This window comes from Gilliamella sp. M0320 (assembly GCF_016101635.1).
Lineage (GTDB): Bacteria > Pseudomonadota > Gammaproteobacteria > Enterobacterales > Orbaceae > Gilliamella > Gilliamella apis.
Genome location: NZ_JACFQD010000001.1, coordinates 278711 through 298711 on the forward strand (window position 1 = coordinate 278711; position 20001 = coordinate 298711).

Consider the following 20001-nt stretch of genomic DNA (forward strand, 5'->3'; position numbering starts at 1 on the left):
GGAGATTGTAAAGAGGGTTGGCGCCAACCCTCTTAACTCGGACGTATTCACCGTATAGAACTAGTCACCAAACAACAAAACGTCCGAAATTCAAACAACTAAAAAATAAAGAACTAAAAATTTTGAGGAACGGGGTTTTTGAAGCCCAAAAATCCCCTAAAGTTTCCCCAAAATCGGTTTTAAGCGAGTAATTAAGCGGTAATATTACATTGATCTTTACAAAAGTTAACAATTAAACCATCAAAAAAAGTTGCATGGTTTTTTGCAATCACTATACTTTTATAGCATATTTATACGAATGGATAAATTTTATGCCATTAGGCTTAAAATTTTAAATAAATCATAAAATTGGATTGACAAGGATATCTGATATGGATTATAATTTTCAACACACAACACACAACACACAACCTGCCCAACCTATAATTTCACCTTTCTAAAGTTAAGCTCATACCGTTTATTATTTCACCGCAGTTTATTATTTCGACAATTTCCAAAATTTCCGAAATTCCGGCAAAATTTTTCAAAATTTCTTAGTTTAGCCTTTTTATCTCGGCCGATGGTTTTGGTTTTAACCGTAGTTGCTTTACAGTCTATCTCTTTTGCTAATTATGCATTAACCACTACAACGACCAATATTATTTATGGCTCAGCACCTTATTTAACCTTTGATGGTGGTCGTACCCGGGTAACAAATACCGAAGCGCTACTCAGGATATCCCTTTCTGATGGTAGAACATTTACTCCGACAACCAATAATTCGAGTTATTACAATCCTATCGAGTTACCTGTTGTTGGTCAGAGTTTTAATGATATTGGTATGTTAGTACCATGGGATACTAATTCTATTGCATTAAGTTCACTTATTGGAACACCTTATAATTATTGGGGGGATGATGATGGCGATGGTCAGGGAGTTAATGGTGTCACCGCTACCGGTAGTTTAAATTTATCTATTGTTGATAAATTCAATAATCCTGTTGCCCGTAATCACGTGCTGACTTTTTGTGACGATAGAGCGCCATATAGATTAACCTTATCTAATGATGGAGGTAGATTAACAACACGTTATGGGGTACCTAATGAAAGTCGTTTTGAGCCAAGGACTGCCACTTATTATATTAAACCTAAGGCAGCGCCAGTGATTTGTTATGCAAGACCTGCCTTAGGTGGGTATATCGGTTTGTCTGAGGCCGTTTGGAAAACTTGGAAGGGTTTTCTACCACAGTCAGTTACACCGTCGTATTATGGTTCAAACTTCCCAACTACTGGTGTTCATAAAATTGGTTTTAGTTTATTTATTGCCGGCACTAATCAGGCCTTATCTTGGGCGCCGGTTTCTCATGGTGGTATTACGGCGACGATGACCAATTCAACAAGTACCAGCGTTCGAGTCACCCTAACGGGTCCTGTTGCTACATCGTACTCAGATAATCCAGGTAGAATCGGTAGACCATCTTTACCGCAGACATTTGAGTTAGTCGGTCGTGATAGTAGGGGTAATGCGGTGGTTAAATATGGATTTGTGTTAAAGCAGTGGTTTGTTAGTCGTGGATATATGAGCTATTATTACTATCCTAGTATGGAATCTTGGTGTAATAAGATTGGATACCGTCTTCCAAAGGTCAGGGATTTAACTAATGCGTCCTGTCTGAGAGATAATACAGGGATTTGTGAAGATTATGCAAATGAAATAAATGCATTAACGGCAACGCCTTCGTCACCTGATAATATGGTTCGTCGTCACATTGGTGGAGGATTGTTCTCGGAATGGGGGACTATGAACAATAACTTTGCCACCTCTGACGACTCTAGCAAATTCCTTCATAATGCTCCTTATTGTACGCAAGATACGGTGGCGGGTACTAATAACCCGAATTCAACTAATATTCTTTCGGTTTTCGATACTGGTGGTCGTAATGGGAATTTGGGTCAAATATATATATATCCTCACACCTCAGGAGCCTATGGCGGAGTCTGTGTCTATCCTTAGCTATTATTTCTTATTTCTTAGGTATTGAAGCCAAGGATAAGAAAAATAACATTAGGGCGATAAAAATCGATTTTGTGGTGCGACATTGGCAATGTGCTGACAACTGAGTGAGGTTAGCATGGCAAACAGGGATGTTTGGCAAGGAGCGTTAAGACCGAACGAAGGCGGAAGGCAGTCACATCGTGACCACTTGCGTGGTCGCCGCGGGAGATTGTAAAGAGGGTTGGCGGCAACCCTCTTAACTCGGACGTATTCACCGTATAAAAACAACCGCAAAACAACAAACGTCCGAAACTCAAACAACCAAAAAATAAAGAACTAAAAATTTTGAGGAACGGGGTTTTTAAAGCCAAAATCCATCCAATAAATCGCTAACGTTAGTTATAACATCAGCTAGTTCCAATAATTAAAGTGTATTTTGCCAAATAAGTTTGGTGTATTTAATTTAGCGACATTCGCAACGTGCTGACAACTGAGAGAGGTTAGCATGGCAAACAGGGATGTTTGCCAAGGCGGTGCTTTGTCAGGAACAAATCACAGCCGGTGCGTTAAGACCGAACGAAGGCGGAAGGCAGTCACGTAGTGACCAGTTGCGTGGTCGCCGCGGGAGATTGTAAAGAGGGTTCGCGGCAACCCTCTTAACTCGGACGTAATCGCCGTATAGAAACAACCACAAAACAACAAAACGTCCGAAATTCAAAGAACAAAAAAATAAAGAACTAAAAATTTTGAGGAACGAGGTTTTTAAAGCCAAAATCCATCCAATAAATCGCTAACGTCAGTTATAACATCAGCTAGTTCCAATAATAAAAGTTTATTTTTATCAATCAGTTTGATGCTTCTCATTTAGCGACATTCGCAATGTGCTGACAACTGAGTGAGGTTAGCATGGCAAACAGGGATGTTTGCCAAGGCGGTGCTTTGTCAGGAACAAATCACAGCCGGTGCGTTAAGACCGAACGAAGGCGAAAGGCAGTCACATCGTGACCACTTGCGTGGTCGCCGCGGGAGATTGTAAAGAGGGTTCGCGCCAACCCTCTTAACTCGGACGTAATCACCGTATAGAAACAACCGCAAAACAACAAACGTCCGAAACTCAAACAACCAAAAAATTCGAGGAAAGGGGTTTTTAAAGCCAAAATCCATCCAATAAATCGTTAACGTTAGTTATAACATCAGCTAGTAACCAAAAAAATTTGCGGAAAGGGGTTTTTAAAACCAAAATCCATCCAATAAATCGCTAACGCTAGTTATAAAATCAACTAGTAACCAAAAAAAGTTGAGGAACGGGGTTTTTAAAGCCTAAAAATCCCCCTAAAGTTTCTCCGAAATTGGTTTTAAAGGAGTAATTAAGACATAATATTACATTAATCTTTACAAAAGTTAACAATTAAACCATCAAAAAAAGTTGCATGGTTTTTTGCAATCACTATACTTTTATAGCATATTTATACGAATGGATAAATTTTGTGCCGTTAGGCTTAAAATTTTAAATAAATCATAAAATTGGATTGACAAGGATATCTGATATGGATTATAATTTTCAACACGCAACACGCAACACGCAACCTGCCCAACCTATAATTTCACCTCTCTAAAATTAAGCTCACACCGTTTATTATTTCACAGTAGTTTATTATTTCACAGTAGTTTATTATTTCGACAATTTCCAAAATTTCCGAAATTCCGGCAAAATTTTTCAAAATTTCTTGGTTTAACCTTTTTATCTCGGCCGATGGTTTTCATATTAACCGTGGTTGTTTTACAGTCTATCTCTTTTTCTAACTATGCATTAACCACTAAAACGACCAATATCATTTATGGTTCAGCACCTTATTTAACCTTTGATGGTGGTCGTACCCGGGTAACAAATACCGCAGCGCTACTCGGGATATCCCTTTCTGATGGTAGAACATTCACCCCCACAACCACTAATTCAAGTGACAATCCTATCATTTTACCTGTTATTGGTCAGAGTTTTAATGATATTGGTATGTTAGTACCAACGAATACTGATTCTATTGCATTAAGTTCACTTATTGGCACACCTTATAATTATTGGGGAGATGATGATGGTGATGGTCAGGGGATTGATGGTATCACCGCTACCGGTAGTTTAAATTTATCTATTGTCGATAAAAATAATCGAGCTGTTGCCCGTAATGAAGTACTGACTATTTGTAAAGCGCCATATAAATTAACCTTATCTAATGATGGCGGTAGATTAACAACACGTTATGGTGTACCTAATGAAAGTCGTTTTACGGCAGGTAATGCCACTTATTATATTAATCCTAAGGCAGCGCCAGTGATTTGTTATGCAAGACCTAGCTTAGTAGAAATCTACGGCTCTAAACAGGAAGGTCTTTCTGCTGCCGTTTGGAACCCTGATAAGGGTTTTCTAACACAGTCAGTTACGCCGTCGTCTTATGATTTAAACTTCCCGACTACTGGTGCTAATAATGTGTATTTTGATTTAGATATTGGTGGTAATAATCAGGCCTTATCTTGGGCTCCGGTTTCGCATGGTGGTATTACGGCAACGATGACCGATTCAACAAGTACTAGCGTTCGAGTCACCCTAACGGGTCCTTTTTCTACACGCTCGCAATGGTTTTTACGTAATCCAGGTGAAATCGCCAAACCCTCTTTACCGCAGGTATTTGAGTTAGTTGGTCGTGATAGCAGTGGTAATGCGGTGGTCAAATATGGATTTAAGTTAAAGCAGTGGTTTGTTAATCGTGGTGATTATGAAGCTTGGTCTGGTGCAACACGTTGGTGTACTAATATAGGATATCGTATACCTAAGGTTCTAGAATTAACTAATGCGTCTTGTCGCGGAAGGAATAGTGGTTCTTGGTGCCAAGGTGCAGTAGGGGCAACGCCTTCGTCACCTGATAATTATTTCCGCCGTCACATTGGTGGAGGATTGTTCTCGGAATGGGGATGGTTGGGCAGGGATTCTAATTTCTTCATCGCCGGCGGCGGCTATCGGACGGCTGATCGGAATAATAACCCAACAACTAGTGTCGATAAATATTTTTCGGTTGAAGCGGATGGTCCAGTGTGGGGTGCTTCGACCCCCCCCCTCGAAGTCTGTGTCTATCCTTAGCTATTATTTCTTAGTTCTTAGGTATTGAAGCTAAGGATAAGAAAAATAACGTTAGGACGATAAAAACGATTTTGTGGTGCGACATCCGCAATGTGCTGACAACTGAGAGAGGTTAGCATGGCAAACAGGGATGTTTGGCAAGGAGCGTTAAGAGCGAACGAAGGCGGAAGGCAGTCACATCGTGACCACTTGCGTGGTCGCCGCGGGAGATTGTAAAGAGGGTTGGCGCCAACCCTCTTAACTCGGACGTAATCACCGTATAGAAACAACCACAAAACAACAACGTCCGAAACTCAAACAACCAAAAAATTTTGAGGAACGGGGTTTTTGAAACCCCAAAAATCACTTTAATCGCTTATATTCGATTGTTTATTTCTGATTTTCTGCTGGATTACCAGAATAAGGAAAGATACTATCTTTTAAACTGAATGAAAAATCCTTCGTACTGATCTCGCCAATGATTTTGTTGCTATCATAAAGGGCTAATAAAAATTCAGCCATTTGATCGGCAGAATGATATTTAGCAAAACTTTTATCATAATCATATTCATCAACATTATTGGCTTTTTTGCCAAATTCTGTTTGTGTTGCCGCCGGAGCAAGTACTTTTGCTCTTAATTGGGCTTTAGCTTGTATTAGTTCTTGAGCAAGCCCTTCAGTGAATGCATTAACATAAAATTTTGTTGCGCAATAGGTAACAGCATTTGGCACAATGGTATAGCCGCCGCGAGATGATATATTAATCAACTGAGTATTTGCTTGATCTTTATATTTACGTACATAAAGTGTTGATAGAATGGTTAATGCTTCAATATTTAAATGCAGCATGGATTCGATTTTTGTTAAATCTTGATCATTTACACTGCCATAATGACCAAAACCAGCATTATTAATCCAAGTTTCGATAAAATAATTCTCTAATTCATTGAATAAATGATAATTAGACTGTGTGTTGGTTAAATCACAAACTTTTATAATAACTTCAACTTTGGGATTTATTTCTGCTATTTGTTGTTTTAATGATTCTAAATTTTCTTTTCTTCGAGCAATTACTATCAGATTTTTGTTTCTTTTGGCAAATGCGATTGCCGTTGCATAACCTATTCCCGAGCTAGCACCAGTAATGACTGTATATCTTAAATCTGTTTTGTCCATTTTTTTCATATCCATTTTTAAAATTATTACTTAATTTTGCTTAATTATTAAATTAACTTCTTAAAAATCATCTGTAATTGTAAAGATATTAAGATGATAGGGTTTTAAATTTTAACTTACGATTTCCATGAGTTATGCGGTAATTCAAGTTTTCTATCTGCTTTAGATAATGCCTGCTGTAATTGCTTAAGATTGAGTGGTACACAATAAGCTGGTTTAGCACGTTCAAAACGCCAACTTTCAGATAACTCTCCTACATCGATATAGTCAAATCCGACTTGATTAATTAATTCATATACAGTTTGTTTTGCTAAATCATCATTACCTGCGATAGGAAGTGCTCTTCGATTTGTTTTATCATTTGGTTTTGCATCTTTCAATATATCTCTAGCAAGAATGGCATTAAATACTTTAACTATTTTTGATTTACAAAGATGCTGGGCGACTAATTCACTTGTGGTTGTTTGATAGGAATCTAATTGTTCCATGTGTCCATCACGATCTGGGTAGTAATTCATTGTATCAAGAACGATCTTATTACTGAGAAGATCTGTTGGCAATTGTTGATAATTGATAAAAGGAATTGCAACTAGAATAATATCACTGAAATCAATTGTTTCTTCTTGACTACCAATTTCACACCCCAAGCTGCTTGCTACACTAAATAATGTGTTTTTATCTCGTGAGTTACACAACATGACTTGATATCCAGTTTGAATAAATAATTTAGCCCAAGCTTGACCAACAAATCCAGCTCCGATAATTCCAATTTTTTTTAACATATTAATTCCTAAGTCATAAATGAATTTGTTATATTATTCTCTTAAAATAAAAGAGAATAAATGATATCAAAATTGTTTTATTAACAACTGGAGGTTGGTAATGTGGATCTTTTAAGAAGTATGGAAGCTTTTGTATTGACCGTAAAAACAGGTTCATTTGCAGCTTCAGCCATTTCACTAAATACATCACCACAAATGATCGCCAAATATGTGGTATTTTTAGAAGATTATTTAGGCTTAAAATTACTTAATCGTACAACACGGTCGCAAAAGTTAACTGAGTTTGGTAAACAATATTATGAAAAGTGTTTATTCATCCTTGATGAAGTGAAAAGCTCAAAAACATTAGCGCAACAATTTATTGAGGAACCTAAAGGTCGGCTTCGAATTAGTGCGCCAGTGAGTTATGGACATTTTAATTTAATTTCTGTGCTTAGTCGTTTTATGAGATGCTATCCAAAAGTCAATGTAGATCTTCAATTAAGTGATCGCTATGTCGATTTAGTCAAAGATGATTTTGATATTGTTTTTAGAATTGGCGAATTATCTAATTCAAGTTATATTGCTCGTAAACTCAATTCTTACAAACTTATTTTTGCAGCTTCACCAACTTATCTTGCTAAAAATGGTATACCGGTAACGCCTAATGACATAAAAAAACATCAGTGTTTAATTTATCAATATGTCAATGCTACTAAAAAAGATTATCTTTGGCCTTTTAGTATTAATGGAAAGGTAATCAAAATCCCTGTATCAGGAACCTTAAAAAGTAATGATACTTTAGCTTTAGCAAATGCCGCTGTCGAAGGTTTGGGTATAACTATGTTACCCCAATCAATGCTAAGTGAGCTTATTCGTCAGAATAAATTATTTCCAATATTACAAGATTTTTTACCACCAGCAAGAGAAGTTCATCTACTTTATAAATCTGATAAACAGCAACTTCCTAAACTTAAGATGTTTATTGAGTTTATGGTTAATGCTATGTCTTGATATATTTTGCAATACACTTGGTAATAGAGTTAAATTAGATAAATTAATCACCCAAAATAGAAAAAGCGATCTGATGATCGCTTCTTTATGTTTAATCAAACTATATAGTCGATTATTTTATCGTTGCAATGGTACTAACTTCTTTACCTAACATGTTGTTTAAGTAAACTAAATCACTTGCAGTTAAAGTACCAACAGCATATTTCAACTGTAATAAGCTAGTTAAATAGTTGTATTTAGCATCGGATAGATTGCGTTTTGAGCTATAAAGTTGTGTGGTGGCATTAAGTACATCAACAATAGTACGCGTACCTACTTGATAACCAGAAGATGTGGCTTCTAATGAACTTTGTGCAGAAACCACCGCTTGTTGATAAGCTTTAATCGCACTAATTGATGATGAAATATTGTTATAAGATGAGCGAACTTGGTTAATCACACTACGATTAGTACTTTCAAGTTTTTCACTAAAACTGACAAAATTATGTTGTGCTTGTTGCACTTGTGATACGGTCGCCCCACCAGAGAAAAGCGGTAAACTTACACTCACACCAACTCTATTATCCCCTGAATATTTTTTGCCAGCGGTATGACGTTGATAATTGGTGTTACCATAGCTATCAGATTTATTTAAGTTAGTGGAGGCATCAAGACTTGCCGTAGGCATAAAACCTGATTGTGCCATTTTTATTTGATCACGAGCAATCTCTTGATTTAACTTCATAGTTAGTAAGTTAAGATTGGCGGTTTCAGATTGTTTTAACAGTGTGTTAATTTGTGTTGGTGCTTGAGTTTTAAAAGTTTTGGTATCAACACTGGCTAGCTTAGAATAAAAGCGACCACTTACTTGACGCAATGATTCAATCGCGTTATTTAAATCATTTAATGCGTTAACTTGTTGCGCTACCGTTAAATCGTAATTTGCTTGCGCGTTTTGTACATCGGTAATAGCTACTAAACCGACTTGATGTTGTTGACGAGTTTGTTCTAATTGACGACCAATTGCTTTTTTCTGAGCATCGATAAAGCTTAATGCATCAAGGCATTTAAGTACATTGAAGTAAGCAACAGAAGTGTTTAAAATTAATGTTTGGCCTTGGTATTGGTAAGAAATATCTGCAATAGTTGCTTGTTTTTTCGTGATATCTAAAGCTTTCCAATTAGAAAAATTGAAGATACTTTGCGAGACTGCGACTTGATATAAGCTACCGCTTTTAGTCTTAATTCCACTATTGTCTCGACGTCCATGGGCTACTCCATAAGAAGCACTTAAGCCTACTTGTGGCAATAAGCTTGCACGAGAACCTGAAATTGCTGAATAAGCTTTATCTTTTTCAGCCAATGAACTGCGTAAATCTGGATTGGTTTCTTTTGCTTGTTCATAAACTTGAACTAAGTTTTCAGCAAATACAGATTGACTTAATGCTAAGCCAATTAAAAAGGTTAAAGTTTTTTTCATCAATCTTTCTCTTTAAAAGCAATAAAATAGAATAATATTTTTCAATTGCATAATTTTAACAGATAATTAGCATATAGAAAGTGTCCATATTAGTTATTCGCACTTTTTATTAAAATTTAGCTTAAAATCGAGAACTTAATATGAAATATAAACCTACTCCAGTAATTTTTAACAAAAAAGATGTGTTTAATTTAACTAAACGAATTTTATATAAAGGTTTTTTTTCGTTGTTTGAATATCGTTTTCAATATCGTAAATTTGATGGTTCAGTGAGTGAAATGGTTTCGCGTGAAATTTTAGAACGTGGTCATGCGGTGGTACTTTTAGCTTATGATGATAAACGAGATGAAGTCGTCCTTATTGAACAAATTCGTATTGCAGCGATTGATACCCAAGCTAGTCCATGGATATTAGAGTTGATTGCTGGCATGATGGATCATGAGAATGAGTCGACAGAAGAAGTTGCAAGACGAGAAGCTATGGAAGAAGCGGGTATAGTCATTGGACAATGTAAGCCGATCATAAGTTATTTAGCCTCACCAGGTGGCTTAACTGAGCAGTTGCATATTTTAGTTGGTCAAGTTGATTCTTCGACCGCAAAAGGTGTACATGGCTTGGCTGAAGAGAACGAAGATATTAAGGTTCATGTGGTGAGTCGTGAACAAGCGTATAAATGGGTTGAAGAAGGGGTAATAAATAATGCCGCCTCAATTATTGCGCTACAGTGGTTACAACTTAATCATCTGACATTAAAGAATGAATGGAAATAAGCAGTTTTTTGTTAAACTAAGCAATTATTACTTTCCTAAAAATAGAATTTATTTTACAATTTAAGTTAACATCATGATTTAAAAATAAAAATTGTGATGTTGATCACAATATCAATTCTATTGCTGACATGATTTCATATAATAAATGATAGAGGTAGATTTTGGAGTCACTTTTAAAGCTTCAAATACGTAATAAGCATTGTGCAAAAATACTGCATATTACCGATACGCATCTGTTTGCTGATGATAATGGCGCATTGCTAGGCGTTAAGTCAAATGCCAGTTTTTTATCAGTTATTGCTGAAATTGAGCGCAGCAATAAGAAGTTTGATTTGATTGTGGCAACAGGTGATTTTGTCCAAGATGGTGCTAAGAAATCATATGCACGCTTTGCTGAGCAAATTCAAAAGTTTGCTACACCATGTGTTTGGTTAGCGGGTAATCATGATAACTATAGTTATATGCAAGAGGTATTTTCGAATTATCAACTTGCTGAAAATAAAAGTATATTACTCGGTGATAACTGGCTAATTGTGTTATTAAATAGTCAAGTGGTGGGTAAGGCTTATGGAATGCTACCTGAATCTGAATTGCAGTTTTTACAAAATACTTTAACTGCGCATACCGATAAAAATGCCCTAGTATTTTTACATCATCATCCGATTCCTTCGGGTTGTGATTGGCTGGATGAACATATTTTAAAAAATAGTTATAAACTTGAAGAAATTATCAAACGTTTCCCTAATATAAAAGGAGTAGGGTGGGGACATATTCACCAACAACAAGATCATATTTGGCATAATTGCCATGCATTTTCGACGCCTTCTACATGTTTTCAATTTAAACCTAATTGTTATGATTTTCAGTTATCTAATGCAGATGCACCTGGGTGGCGAGAAATTATTCTTAATCAAGATGGAGTGATTGAATCTAACGTTTTTCGTATTGTGGATAATCAATTTTTACCCGATATATCACAAAAAGGTTATTAGGGTATTTTTTGCGCGTTAATTTTTTCAAATTGATTAGAGTAAAGGGGCAAAAAAGTAAAATAATCGTTCAATAACCCGCTGCCAGATCGGTCGCTTTTTCCATTTTTGGATATTAATTTCTTCTGACTGTGATAAATATTGTTTTAGTAGCTGTGATAGTGATTTGGCAAATTGAGCGTCATCAATTACAGTAGTAATTTCAAAATTCAACCATAAACTGCGCATATCTAAATTAACCGTTCCAACTAGACTAAGTTGATTATCAATTAGAACACTTTTTGTATGTAATAAATTATCATTAAATTGATAAAGTTTAACGCCACTACTTAATAATTCCGAAAAGAAAGCTCGACTAGCCCATTTTACCATTAATGAGTCGTTCTTTTTCGGCGTAATGATGATGACTTCAACACCACGTTGGGCGGCAGTACATATTGCATGTAAAATATCATCACTAGGTACTAAATAAGGTGTAGTAAAAATAATTTGTTCTTGAGCAGAATAAATTGCTGTCAATAACACTTGATGGATCATGTTTTCGGTATAACCAGGGCCAGAAGGAATAAGCTGCATAATATGTTTCTTTTCTTCTGGTGGTTCGGCAAAATCAGTGATTTGTGGAAGGGCTAAATATTTACCTGTTTCAAGTTCCCAATCACTAGCGTATATAGCCCCCATTAAGGTGGTAACCGGTCCATTCATTCTAATCATGATATCAACCCATTCTCCAACATGCTTATTTTGTTTGAAGAATCTAGGGTCAACAATATTCATACTTCCGGTATAGGAGATATAGTTATCTATTATGGCTACCTTACGGTGTTGACGCAAATCAAGTCGTCTAAACATAAATCTTAATAGATTAACTTGTAACGCCTCTATAATGATAATACCTGCATCACGCATTCTTTGGCAGGCTTTCGATCGAATAAAATGTCTACTTCCTGCTGAATCAATCATTAATCGACAGGTAACGCCTCTTTGTGTGGCTTGTATTAGTGCTTGTTCAACATCATCCGCTTTACCGCCTTCATTCCAGATATAAAATACCATTTCTATGTTGGAGTTGGCATTATTGATATCGTCAATAAGACGATTAAAAATTGTGTCGGTATCACTTAATAATTCAATATGATTACCTTTTATACCATCAAGTCCTGTTTGATGTTTACAAAGTTGAAAAATAGGCTTACTGACCTGGCTTACTTTAGCAGTAAAAATGTCTGGGAAAGCGCTTAATTGATTAATAAATTTGGCGATAGTTGGGCGCATTTTTTGCGCACGCTTAGCTCGCTGTTGCCCTAAGTGGGTTTCGCCTAAGGCGAAGTAAAGAATAATGCCAATAATAGGTAATATATAAATGACCAACATCCATGCAATCACATAAGTAGTTGGTCTTCTTTTGAAGACAATACGTAGCGTGGTCGACACAATAAGCAACCAGTAAACGAGAAAAATTAATGTACTTATTAATGCATGGAATGATGTAAATTGCATATTTATCAGCTATAAGTTAAGTTTAATTTGCTAATAGGATCTTTAGTACAATCATAATGTTGAAATATTTCTGGCAAAGGTTTTGGATTATTGTGTTTATCTACAGAAACATAGGTAAAAGTAGCATCAGTGATACGAAAACGCTGTGTAGCAATTTCTGAATCGGTTACTTTTTTAATCCAAACTTCAATTTCGATGGTAATCGAGGTAGTGCCAGTTTTTATACAATGAGCATAACAACATACTACGTCGCCAACCATTGCCGGTTTGTGAAAAGTAATACTACTGGCATTAACTGTCACGACTCTTCTTTTGGCAATTTCTTTAGCTAAAATACCACCAGCTAAGTCCATTTGCGACATGATCCATCCACCAAAAATATGGCCATGTGGATTAGTGTCTGCCGGCATAGCTAAGGTTCGTAATACTAATTGTCCTTTAGGGTTGTTATCATTTTGTGTCATGTTGTTAATACTCCTACCAGTATAATCTTATCTATTTTCAGTAGTCTTACTCATATTTCGGTAAATATAAATTCCCGATATTAAAGACATTATTAATGATGCTGCCGGTAAAATAAATATTTTAATAATCCAGAAGAAGTCATCTGCTACATAATATGTTGCAATTAAACTGAAAGTTCCACAGGCAATAAAAAATACAATCCACATCAGATTTAACTTATTCCAGACTGTTATATCAAGCTGTATCTCTTTAGCTAATATTTTTTGTATTAGATTTTTCTTGAAAATAAACTGACTAACAGATAAAGCAGTAGCAAATAAAAAGTTAATAATGGTCACTTTCCATTTCATAATATTTGAATCTTTTGTATAAAGTGTTATTCCACCAAAAATCATCACCATCAGATAAGATATCAGCTCAACTTTATTAACTTTTTTATAGATAATAAGGATAGTTAAAAAAGATATTGTTGCAGCAATCATTAATGCTTGGACACCGACAAAAATATTGTAAATCGTTAAAAAAATAAAAAATATAAGAAGAGGGATATAATTTAAAAGCTGCTTCATGTGATTATTAACCTGACAGATAAAAGTATGTATTATTCTTAATAAGTAAAAAAAGCCTATAAAATAGGCTTATTTTTTAGTATGAAGTTCCGGATGAGCTTTACAGTTACCAGCCTTACAATGTCCGTAAAGGTATAAGCTATGAAAAGTGAGGGTAACGCCATATTGTTCTGCGATTTCTTTTTGACGTTGATTAATTATTTCGTCTCGAAATTCAAACACTTCGCCACAATCTAAACAAATTAAATGATCGTGGTGTTTTTGTGAGGCAAGTTCAAAAACAGCTCTGCCACCTTCAAAATTATGACGAGTTACAATTCCGGCATCGTCAAATTGATTCAATACTCGATAAACCGTTGCAAGGCCAATTTCTTCGCCCATATCAAGTAGTTTTTTATAAAGATCTTCTACAGTAATATGTTGGCATGAAGGGTCTCGTAATAATTCTAAAATTTTTAATCGTGGTAAGGTAACCTTTAAGCCGGCACTTTTCAGTGCTGCATTATTATCTTTATCATGATTCGTCATATTACATTCCAGTTGAGTTGTTTAATAAAACATATTACAAAAATATGTACGGAAAATAAAATAAATCACTTTGATAGATCAAATATTCATTTCGGTTTTTACTTGTTTTACCCAATTATTAATACGTTCTTCGGTTAATTCTGGTTGACGATCTTCATCAATGGCTAAACCAACAAAATGATTATCATCAACTAAACTTTTCGATGCTTCAAAGCTGTATCCTTCTGTCGACCAATGACCAACAATTTTTGCCCCTTTAGGTTCGATAATATCGCGAATTGTTCCCATTGCATCACAGAAATATTCAGCGTAATCTTCTTGATCACCACAGCCAAAAATTGCTACAGTTTTACCATTAAAATTAATTTGTTCTAAATTAGGGAAAAAATCGTCCCAATCAGCTTGAGATTCACCGTAATACCAAGTTGGGATACCAAAAAACAAGCAATCATATTTTTCGATATGTTCTTTAGTAGTTTTTGCAATATCGAAAAGATCTGCTTTATCTGTACCTAAAATTTGTTGGATTTGTTTAGCTACATTCTCTGTATTACCGGTGTCACTACCAAAAAAAATTCCAACTTGTGTCATATTTTTACCTTTACTGTTTTTACAATATCAATATATTTTATGAGTATATCATTGTCGGTAGGTATCAGCAATAATTCTCAATTACTATAAACATAAGTAATTATTTACTACACAATTTTTACATCTTGCATTAAAATTAGCCACTATTTTTGGCAATCAGAGCTTTGGGATTTATTTATGAACCTGCATGAGTATCAATCAAAACACCTATTTAGACAGTATAATTTGCCAGTGCCAGAAGGTTATGTATGTAACTCTATCGATGAAATACAAGATACATTGGCTGAAATTTCCTCGCAAACAACGACTAACGCTTGGGTGGCAAAATGCCAAGTACATGCAGGGGGACGAGGCAAATCTGGCGGGGTCATTTGTACTAAGGATTTTAATGAAATAAAACTGTTTGCTGAAAAATGGTTAGGTCAGTATTTAGTCACTTATCAAACAACATCCAAAGGCCAACCTGTTAATCAGATTTTAATTGAGAAGGCTTCAAATATAGCTAAAGAGCTTTATTTAGGTGCAGTAATTGATCGTAGTAGCAAACGTATTGTGGTGATGGCGTCGACTGAAGGTGGCGTTGAAATTGAAAAAGTTGCTGAAACTTCACCACATTTAATTCATAAAATATCGCTAGATCCATTAACTGGGCCATGTGGTTATCAAGGTCGTGAGCTTGCTTTCAAACTCGGTCTTACTGGTAAACTCGTCAATCAATTTGCCAAATTATTTGTCAATTTTGCTAATCTTTTTATTAATAATGATGTTTCATTAGCGGAAGTAAATCCTTTAGTTATTACTGATTCCCAGGAATTAATTTGTTTAGATGCTAAAGTGGTTTTAGATGATAATGCCATGTTCAGACATCCTGATCTAGCAATATTAAGAGATTCAACCCAAGAAGACGAACGTGAATCAATTGCAGCTAAACAAGGTATTAGCTATGTTTCACTGGAAGGTAATATTGGTTGTATGGTTAATGGTGCCGGCCTTGCGATGGCAACAATGGATATGATCAAACTTTATGGTGGTGAGCCAGCGAACTTTTTAGATGTAGGTGGTGGTACGACTAAAGAACGTGTTGCCGAAGCCTTCAAATTGATTCTTTCAGATAAAAATGTAAAAGCTATTTTAGTCAATATTTTTGGTGGTATTGTTCGTTGTGATCTTATTGCTAATGGCATTATTGATGCCATTAAAGAGATTGGTTTGACAGTGCCTGTTGTTGTTCGTCTTGAAGGTAATAATGCTGAGCTAGCAAGAGAGATTTTGGCTAAAAGCGAATTGAATGTTATTACCGCGAAAAGTTTAGTCGATGCAGCCCAACAAATTGTTGCTGTTGCACAATAATAGTATGGGTGGAGAATAATTACTATGTCAATTTTGATTAATAAAGAAACAAAAGTGATTTGTCAGGGATTCACTGGTAGTCAGGGGACTTTCCATTGTGAGCAAGCAATTGCTTATGGAACAAAAGTCGTCGGAGGTGTAACACCCGGTAAAGGCGGTACCACGCATTTAGGTTTACCTGTATTTAACACGGTTAAAGAAGCTGTAGCAGCAACAGGTGCAACAGCAACAGTAATTTATGTTCCTGCTGCATTTGGTAAAGACTCGATTTTAGAGGCAATTGATGCAGGTATCAAACTAATAGTATGTATTACAGAAGGTATTCCAACTCTGGATATGCTTATCGTTAAACAAAAATTAGTCGAACATGATGTTGTTATGATAGGACCTAATTGTCCTGGAATTATTGTTCCTGATGAGTGTAAAATAGGTATTATGCCTGGACATATTCATTTGGCAGGAAAAGTAGGTATTGTTTCTCGTTCTGGTACTTTGACTTATGAAGCAGTCAAACAGACTACCGATATCGGATTAGGCCAATCAGTTTGTGTTGGAATTGGCGGCGATGCTATTCCGGGTAGTGATTTTATCTCCATTCTAAAATTACTTCAGCAAGATCCTAAGACTGCAGCTATTGTTATGATAGGTGAAATTGGTGGTAGTGCTGAAGAAGAAGCCGCTAATTACATCAAACAAAATGTCACCAAACCTGTTATTGCTTATATTGCTGGTGTTTCGGCACCTGCAGGTAAACGTATGGGCCATGCAGGGGCAATTATTTCTGGAAACAAAGGAACTGCTGCCGATAAAACCAAAGCACTACAGGCAGCTGGAATCATTGTTGTGAATAGTTTAGCGGAAATCGGTGAAACGGTAAAAATGCACCTTTAATTTTATTTAATTTCATTTTTTTGACATTCATCAATTTTTATTCTTAAAATAATATTGTAAAATACAATAAATAACGACAAAAAATTTGTGGGTATTTAAGGATAAAGGGAGCACGTTATGTTTGATATTGTAGAATTATCAAGACTTCAGTTTGCACTCACCGCAATGTATCATTTTATTTTTGTTCCATTAACGCTAGGTATGGCGTTTATGCTTGCAATTATGGAAACAGTATATGTGGTTAGTGGCAAGCAAGTTTGGAAAGATATGACTAAATTCTGGGGTAAACTATTCGGTATTAATTTCGCCGTTGGTGTTGCTACCGGTTTAACCATGGAGTTCCAATTTGGTACTAACTGGTCTTATTATTCGCATTATGTAGGTGATATATTTGGTGCACCGCTGGCGATTGAAGGACTAATGGCATTTTTCTTGGAATCAACTATGGTTGGTTTATTCTTTTTTGGCTGGGATAGACTAAGTCGTGGTAAACATCTAATGGTTACTTGGTGTGTAGCCTTTGGTTCCAATTTCTCTGCACTTTGGATTTTAGTTGCCAATGGTTGGATGCAATTTCCTATCGGTTCTGACTTTAACCCGATTACCTCTCGTATGGAAATGGCCAATTTCTTTGAATTAATTACTAATACTGTAGCTCAATACAAGTTTGTTCACACTGTTGCTGCAGGGTATTTGACTGGTTCAATCTTTGTTTTAAGTATTAGTTCCTATTATCTATTAAAAAAACGAGATTTGCCTTTTGCTAAACGTTCTTTTGCTGTAGCAGCTGTGTTTGGTTTTATTATGTCAATTGTTGTTGCAATTATGGGCGATGAAGCCGGTCATGAGTTGACAACTGTACAACCAGTAAAACTAGCGGCAATTGAAGGTGAATGGGAAACTCAACCAGCGCCAGCATCATTTAATGTTATAGCGTTCCCGTCGCAAGATAAGAAAGAAAATGTATTCGCTTTGGAAATCCCTTACATAATGGGGATCATGACAACTCGTTCATTCGATACTCAAGTTACTGGTTTACGAGATATTTTAACTAACAATGAATCTCGAATTCGTAATGGTATTTTAGCTTATACTAATTTGGAAAAAATTCAGAAAGGTAATCAGGACCCAGCTGTTTTAAAAGCCTTTGAAGACAATAAAGTGGACTTAGGTTACGGTTATTTAGTTAAACGCTATACCGATCGTGATAACTTAACAATTCCTGAAGCGACTGAACAACATATTAAAGCGGCAACTGAAGATTCAATCCCTACTGTATGGCCACTGTTCTGGGCATTTAGAGGTATGGTTGGTTTGGGCTTATTAATGATTTTAGGCACTGGGCTTGCTTTATGGACAACCTATAAAGGTCGAATTGGTGAAAAACGATGGTTATATCGTTTACTACTGTTATCTTTACCATTCCCATGGCTTGCATGTGAATGCGGTTGGTTTATTGCCGAATATGGTCGTCAACCTTGGGCAATTCAAGATATTTTACCAACAGGTGTAGCTAATTCATCATTAACTCCAGGTGAAGTATTATTTACCATGGTTCTTATTTGTGGACTTTATACTTTGTTCTTGGTTGCTGAATTGTTCTTAATGTTTAAATTTGCACGATTAGGGCCAAGTTCATTAGGTACTGGCAGCTACCATTATGAAAAAACACAATCAATATCGGAATAAGGCATAGGGAGTATATACAATGATTGATTACGAAATTGTACGCGTCATCTGGTGGGTGTTGATTAGTGTTGTTTTAATCGCTTTTGTTATCACAGATGGCTTCGATATGGGTGTCGGAATTTTATTACCTTTTATTGGTAAAACCGATACTGAACGCCGAATCATGATAAATGCAATCGCACCACACTGGGATGGTAACCAAGTTTGGTTAATTACTGGTGGTGCAGGTATTTTTGCTGCATGGCCTACGGCTTATGCGGTATCTTTTTCCGGTTTTTATATTGCGATGGTTTTAGTGCTCTGTGCGCTATTTTTTAGACCAATTGGTTTTGATTACCGTAGTAAACTGGAAAATACTAAATGGCGTAATATGTGGGACCTCGCGATCTTTTTTGGTAGTTTTGTGCCTGCTCTTGTTTTCGGTGTTGCTTTTGGAAACTTATTAGAAGGTGTGCCATTTAGATTTGATATTAGTAAACGTGCTTTTTATGATGGTTCATTCTTTGAATTACTAAACCCATTTGCAATATTAGCCGGTATTGTGAGTTTGATGTTAATCGTTGCTCATGGTGGCGCTTGGTTGCAAATGAAAACTTCTGGTGAACTTTATTTAAGAGCAAGAAAAGCAACACAAATAGCAAGCTTGGTAATGCTAATTGCTTTTGTTTTAGCTGGAGTTTGGATTGCATTTGGCATTCATGGTTATGAAATCACAAGTGCTATAGATCATAATGGAGTATCGAATCCATTAGCTAAAACTGTATCAACAGATTCTACATGGTTAAATAATTACATGAATTATCCTATTTTATGGGCAGTTCCAGCATTAGGCGTATTATTACCATTATTAACTATTTTCTTTTCTAGTGTGAATAAAAATGGATTGGTGTTTTTATCTTCTTCACTAACTATTGCTTGTGTATTACTTACCTATGGAATTGCAACATTCCCATTCATTATGCCATCAAGCATTATGCCAAACGCTAGTTTGACTATTTGGGATGCAACTTCTAGTCAGTTAACACTTAATATTATGTTTGGTGTTGTGGTAATCTTTTTACCAATTGTTCTTTTCTACACTATCTGGTCTTACATTAAAATGTTTGGACGTTTAGACAAAAACCATATAGAAAATAATAAACATTCACTTTATTAAGGATTAATT

Annotated in this window: 17 protein-coding genes; 9 read left to right on the forward strand and 8 right to left on the reverse strand. The window is 35.8% G+C overall.

Annotated elements, in window-relative coordinates:
* Positions 1-559 precede the first annotated feature (559 nt).
* Positions 560-1993 carry a hypothetical protein gene (locus H3T83_RS01245; RefSeq protein ID WP_198214857.1) on the forward strand — a complete coding sequence of 478 codons (1434 nt, stop codon included), beginning with the start codon at positions 560-562 and terminating at the stop codon, positions 1991-1993.
* Between the two features lie 1735 nt (positions 1994-3728).
* On the forward strand, positions 3729-5105 hold the full coding sequence (locus H3T83_RS01250) for a hypothetical protein (protein ID WP_198214858.1): 1377 nt from the start codon (positions 3729-3731) through the stop codon (positions 5103-5105).
* A gap of 369 nt (positions 5106-5474) precedes the next feature.
* Here the strand turns inward: H3T83_RS01250 and H3T83_RS01255 are convergent, their stop codons facing one another.
* Positions 5475-6260, reverse strand: a complete 786-nt coding sequence (locus H3T83_RS01255) for an SDR family oxidoreductase (RefSeq protein WP_198214859.1) — start codon at positions 6258-6260, stop codon at positions 5475-5477.
* 116 nt (positions 6261-6376) lie between these two features.
* Positions 6377-7042, reverse strand: coding sequence for an NADPH-dependent F420 reductase (locus H3T83_RS01260; protein ID WP_110453105.1), 666 nt, complete (start codon positions 7040-7042; stop codon positions 6377-6379).
* Positions 7043-7144: 102 nt separating this feature from the next.
* Between H3T83_RS01260 and H3T83_RS01265 the strand changes: the two genes are divergently transcribed.
* Positions 7145-8035 (forward strand): LysR family transcriptional regulator, encoded by an 891-nt coding sequence (locus tag H3T83_RS01265; protein ID WP_146207904.1) that lies wholly within the window; start codon positions 7145-7147, stop codon positions 8033-8035.
* Between the two features lie 112 nt (positions 8036-8147).
* Here the strand turns inward: H3T83_RS01265 and tolC are convergent, their stop codons facing one another.
* Positions 8148-9494, reverse strand: a complete 1347-nt coding sequence (gene tolC / locus H3T83_RS01270) for an outer membrane channel protein TolC (RefSeq protein ID WP_065650751.1) — start codon at positions 9492-9494, stop codon at positions 8148-8150.
* Between the two features lie 140 nt (positions 9495-9634).
* Between tolC and nudF the strand changes: the two genes are divergently transcribed.
* Together nudF and cpdA are read left to right on the forward strand one after the other, a co-directional pair.
* Entirely contained in the window at positions 9635-10264 is a 630-nt protein-coding gene (nudF, locus tag H3T83_RS01275; RefSeq protein WP_034902117.1) for an ADP-ribose diphosphatase, read from the forward strand.
* Positions 10265-10425: 161 nt separating this feature from the next.
* Complete coding sequence (gene cpdA, locus H3T83_RS01280; RefSeq protein ID WP_198214860.1) at positions 10426-11256, forward strand: 3',5'-cyclic-AMP phosphodiesterase; 831 nt, start codon at positions 10426-10428, stop codon at positions 11254-11256.
* Positions 11257-11289: 33 nt separating this feature from the next.
* Here the strand turns inward: cpdA and cls are convergent, their stop codons facing one another.
* From cls to fldA, 5 genes are all read right to left on the reverse strand, one after another.
* Positions 11290-12753 (reverse strand): cardiolipin synthase, encoded by a 1464-nt coding sequence (cls, locus tag H3T83_RS01285; protein ID WP_065614485.1) that lies wholly within the window; start codon positions 12751-12753, stop codon positions 11290-11292.
* 5 nt (positions 12754-12758) lie between these two features.
* A complete protein-coding gene (gene yciA / locus H3T83_RS01290) occupies positions 12759-13217 on the reverse strand; it encodes an acyl-CoA thioester hydrolase YciA (protein WP_086364318.1) in 459 nt (152 codons plus the stop codon).
* A gap of 27 nt (positions 13218-13244) precedes the next feature.
* On the reverse strand, positions 13245-13787 hold the full coding sequence (locus H3T83_RS01295) for an inner membrane-spanning protein YciB (RefSeq protein ID WP_198214861.1): 543 nt from the start codon (positions 13785-13787) through the stop codon (positions 13245-13247).
* Between the two features lie 69 nt (positions 13788-13856).
* On the reverse strand, positions 13857-14315 hold the full coding sequence (gene fur / locus H3T83_RS01300; RefSeq protein WP_034902110.1) for a ferric iron uptake transcriptional regulator: 459 nt from the start codon (positions 14313-14315) through the stop codon (positions 13857-13859).
* A 78-nt stretch (positions 14316-14393) separates the two neighbouring features.
* Positions 14394-14906 carry a flavodoxin FldA gene (gene fldA / locus H3T83_RS01305; RefSeq protein ID WP_034902105.1) on the reverse strand — a complete coding sequence of 171 codons (513 nt, stop codon included), beginning with the start codon at positions 14904-14906 and terminating at the stop codon, positions 14394-14396.
* Between the two features lie 177 nt (positions 14907-15083).
* Between fldA and sucC the strand changes: the two genes are divergently transcribed.
* The 4 genes from sucC (at position 15084) to cydB (ending at position 19992) form a co-directional block, all read left to right on the forward strand.
* Positions 15084-16256: an ADP-forming succinate--CoA ligase subunit beta gene (sucC, locus tag H3T83_RS01310; RefSeq protein ID WP_198214862.1), complete on the forward strand. Its 1173-nt coding sequence runs from the start codon at positions 15084-15086 to the stop codon at positions 16254-16256.
* 24 nt (positions 16257-16280) lie between these two features.
* The gene (sucD, locus tag H3T83_RS01315; RefSeq protein WP_198214863.1) at positions 16281-17147 is read left to right on the forward strand and encodes a succinate--CoA ligase subunit alpha; all 867 of its coding nucleotides are present in this window, start codon (positions 16281-16283) and stop codon (positions 17145-17147) included.
* Between the two features lie 117 nt (positions 17148-17264).
* Complete coding sequence (locus H3T83_RS01320; RefSeq protein WP_198214864.1) at positions 17265-18836, forward strand: cytochrome ubiquinol oxidase subunit I; 1572 nt, start codon at positions 17265-17267, stop codon at positions 18834-18836.
* Positions 18837-18855: 19 nt separating this feature from the next.
* Positions 18856-19992: a cytochrome d ubiquinol oxidase subunit II gene (gene cydB, locus H3T83_RS01325; protein WP_065578541.1), complete on the forward strand. Its 1137-nt coding sequence runs from the start codon at positions 18856-18858 to the stop codon at positions 19990-19992.
* The last annotated feature ends 9 nt before the right edge of the window (positions 19993-20001 follow it).

Coding starts and splice junctions, on each gene's coding strand:
- cydB (WP_065578541.1), top strand. CDS start 18,856: ATGATTGATTACGAAATTGTACGCGTCATCTGGTGGGTGTTGATTAGT.
- sucC (WP_198214862.1), top strand. CDS start 15,084: ATGAACCTGCATGAGTATCAATCAAAACACCTATTTAGACAGTATAAT.
- H3T83_RS01260 (WP_110453105.1), bottom strand. CDS start 7,042: ATGTTAAAAAAAATTGGAATTATCGGAGCTGGATTTGTTGGTCAAGCT.
- fur (WP_034902110.1), bottom strand. CDS start 14,315: ATGACGAATCATGATAAAGATAATAATGCAGCACTGAAAAGTGCCGGC.
- tolC (WP_065650751.1), bottom strand. CDS start 9,494: ATGAAAAAAACTTTAACCTTTTTAATTGGCTTAGCATTAAGTCAATCT.
- H3T83_RS01320 (WP_198214864.1), top strand. CDS start 17,265: ATGTTTGATATTGTAGAATTATCAAGACTTCAGTTTGCACTCACCGCA.
- H3T83_RS01295 (WP_198214861.1), bottom strand. CDS start 13,787: ATGAAGCAGCTTTTAAATTATATCCCTCTTCTTATATTTTTTATTTTT.
- yciA (WP_086364318.1), bottom strand. CDS start 13,217: ATGACACAAAATGATAACAACCCTAAAGGACAATTAGTATTACGAACC.
- H3T83_RS01245 (WP_198214857.1), top strand. CDS start 560: ATGGTTTTGGTTTTAACCGTAGTTGCTTTACAGTCTATCTCTTTTGCT.
- H3T83_RS01255 (WP_198214859.1), bottom strand. CDS start 6,260: ATGGACAAAACAGATTTAAGATATACAGTCATTACTGGTGCTAGCTCG.
- nudF (WP_034902117.1), top strand. CDS start 9,635: ATGAAATATAAACCTACTCCAGTAATTTTTAACAAAAAAGATGTGTTT.
- fldA (WP_034902105.1), bottom strand. CDS start 14,906: ATGACACAAGTTGGAATTTTTTTTGGTAGTGACACCGGTAATACAGAG.
- sucD (WP_198214863.1), top strand. CDS start 16,281: ATGTCAATTTTGATTAATAAAGAAACAAAAGTGATTTGTCAGGGATTC.
- cls (WP_065614485.1), bottom strand. CDS start 12,753: ATGCAATTTACATCATTCCATGCATTAATAAGTACATTAATTTTTCTC.
- H3T83_RS01250 (WP_198214858.1), top strand. CDS start 3,729: ATGGTTTTCATATTAACCGTGGTTGTTTTACAGTCTATCTCTTTTTCT.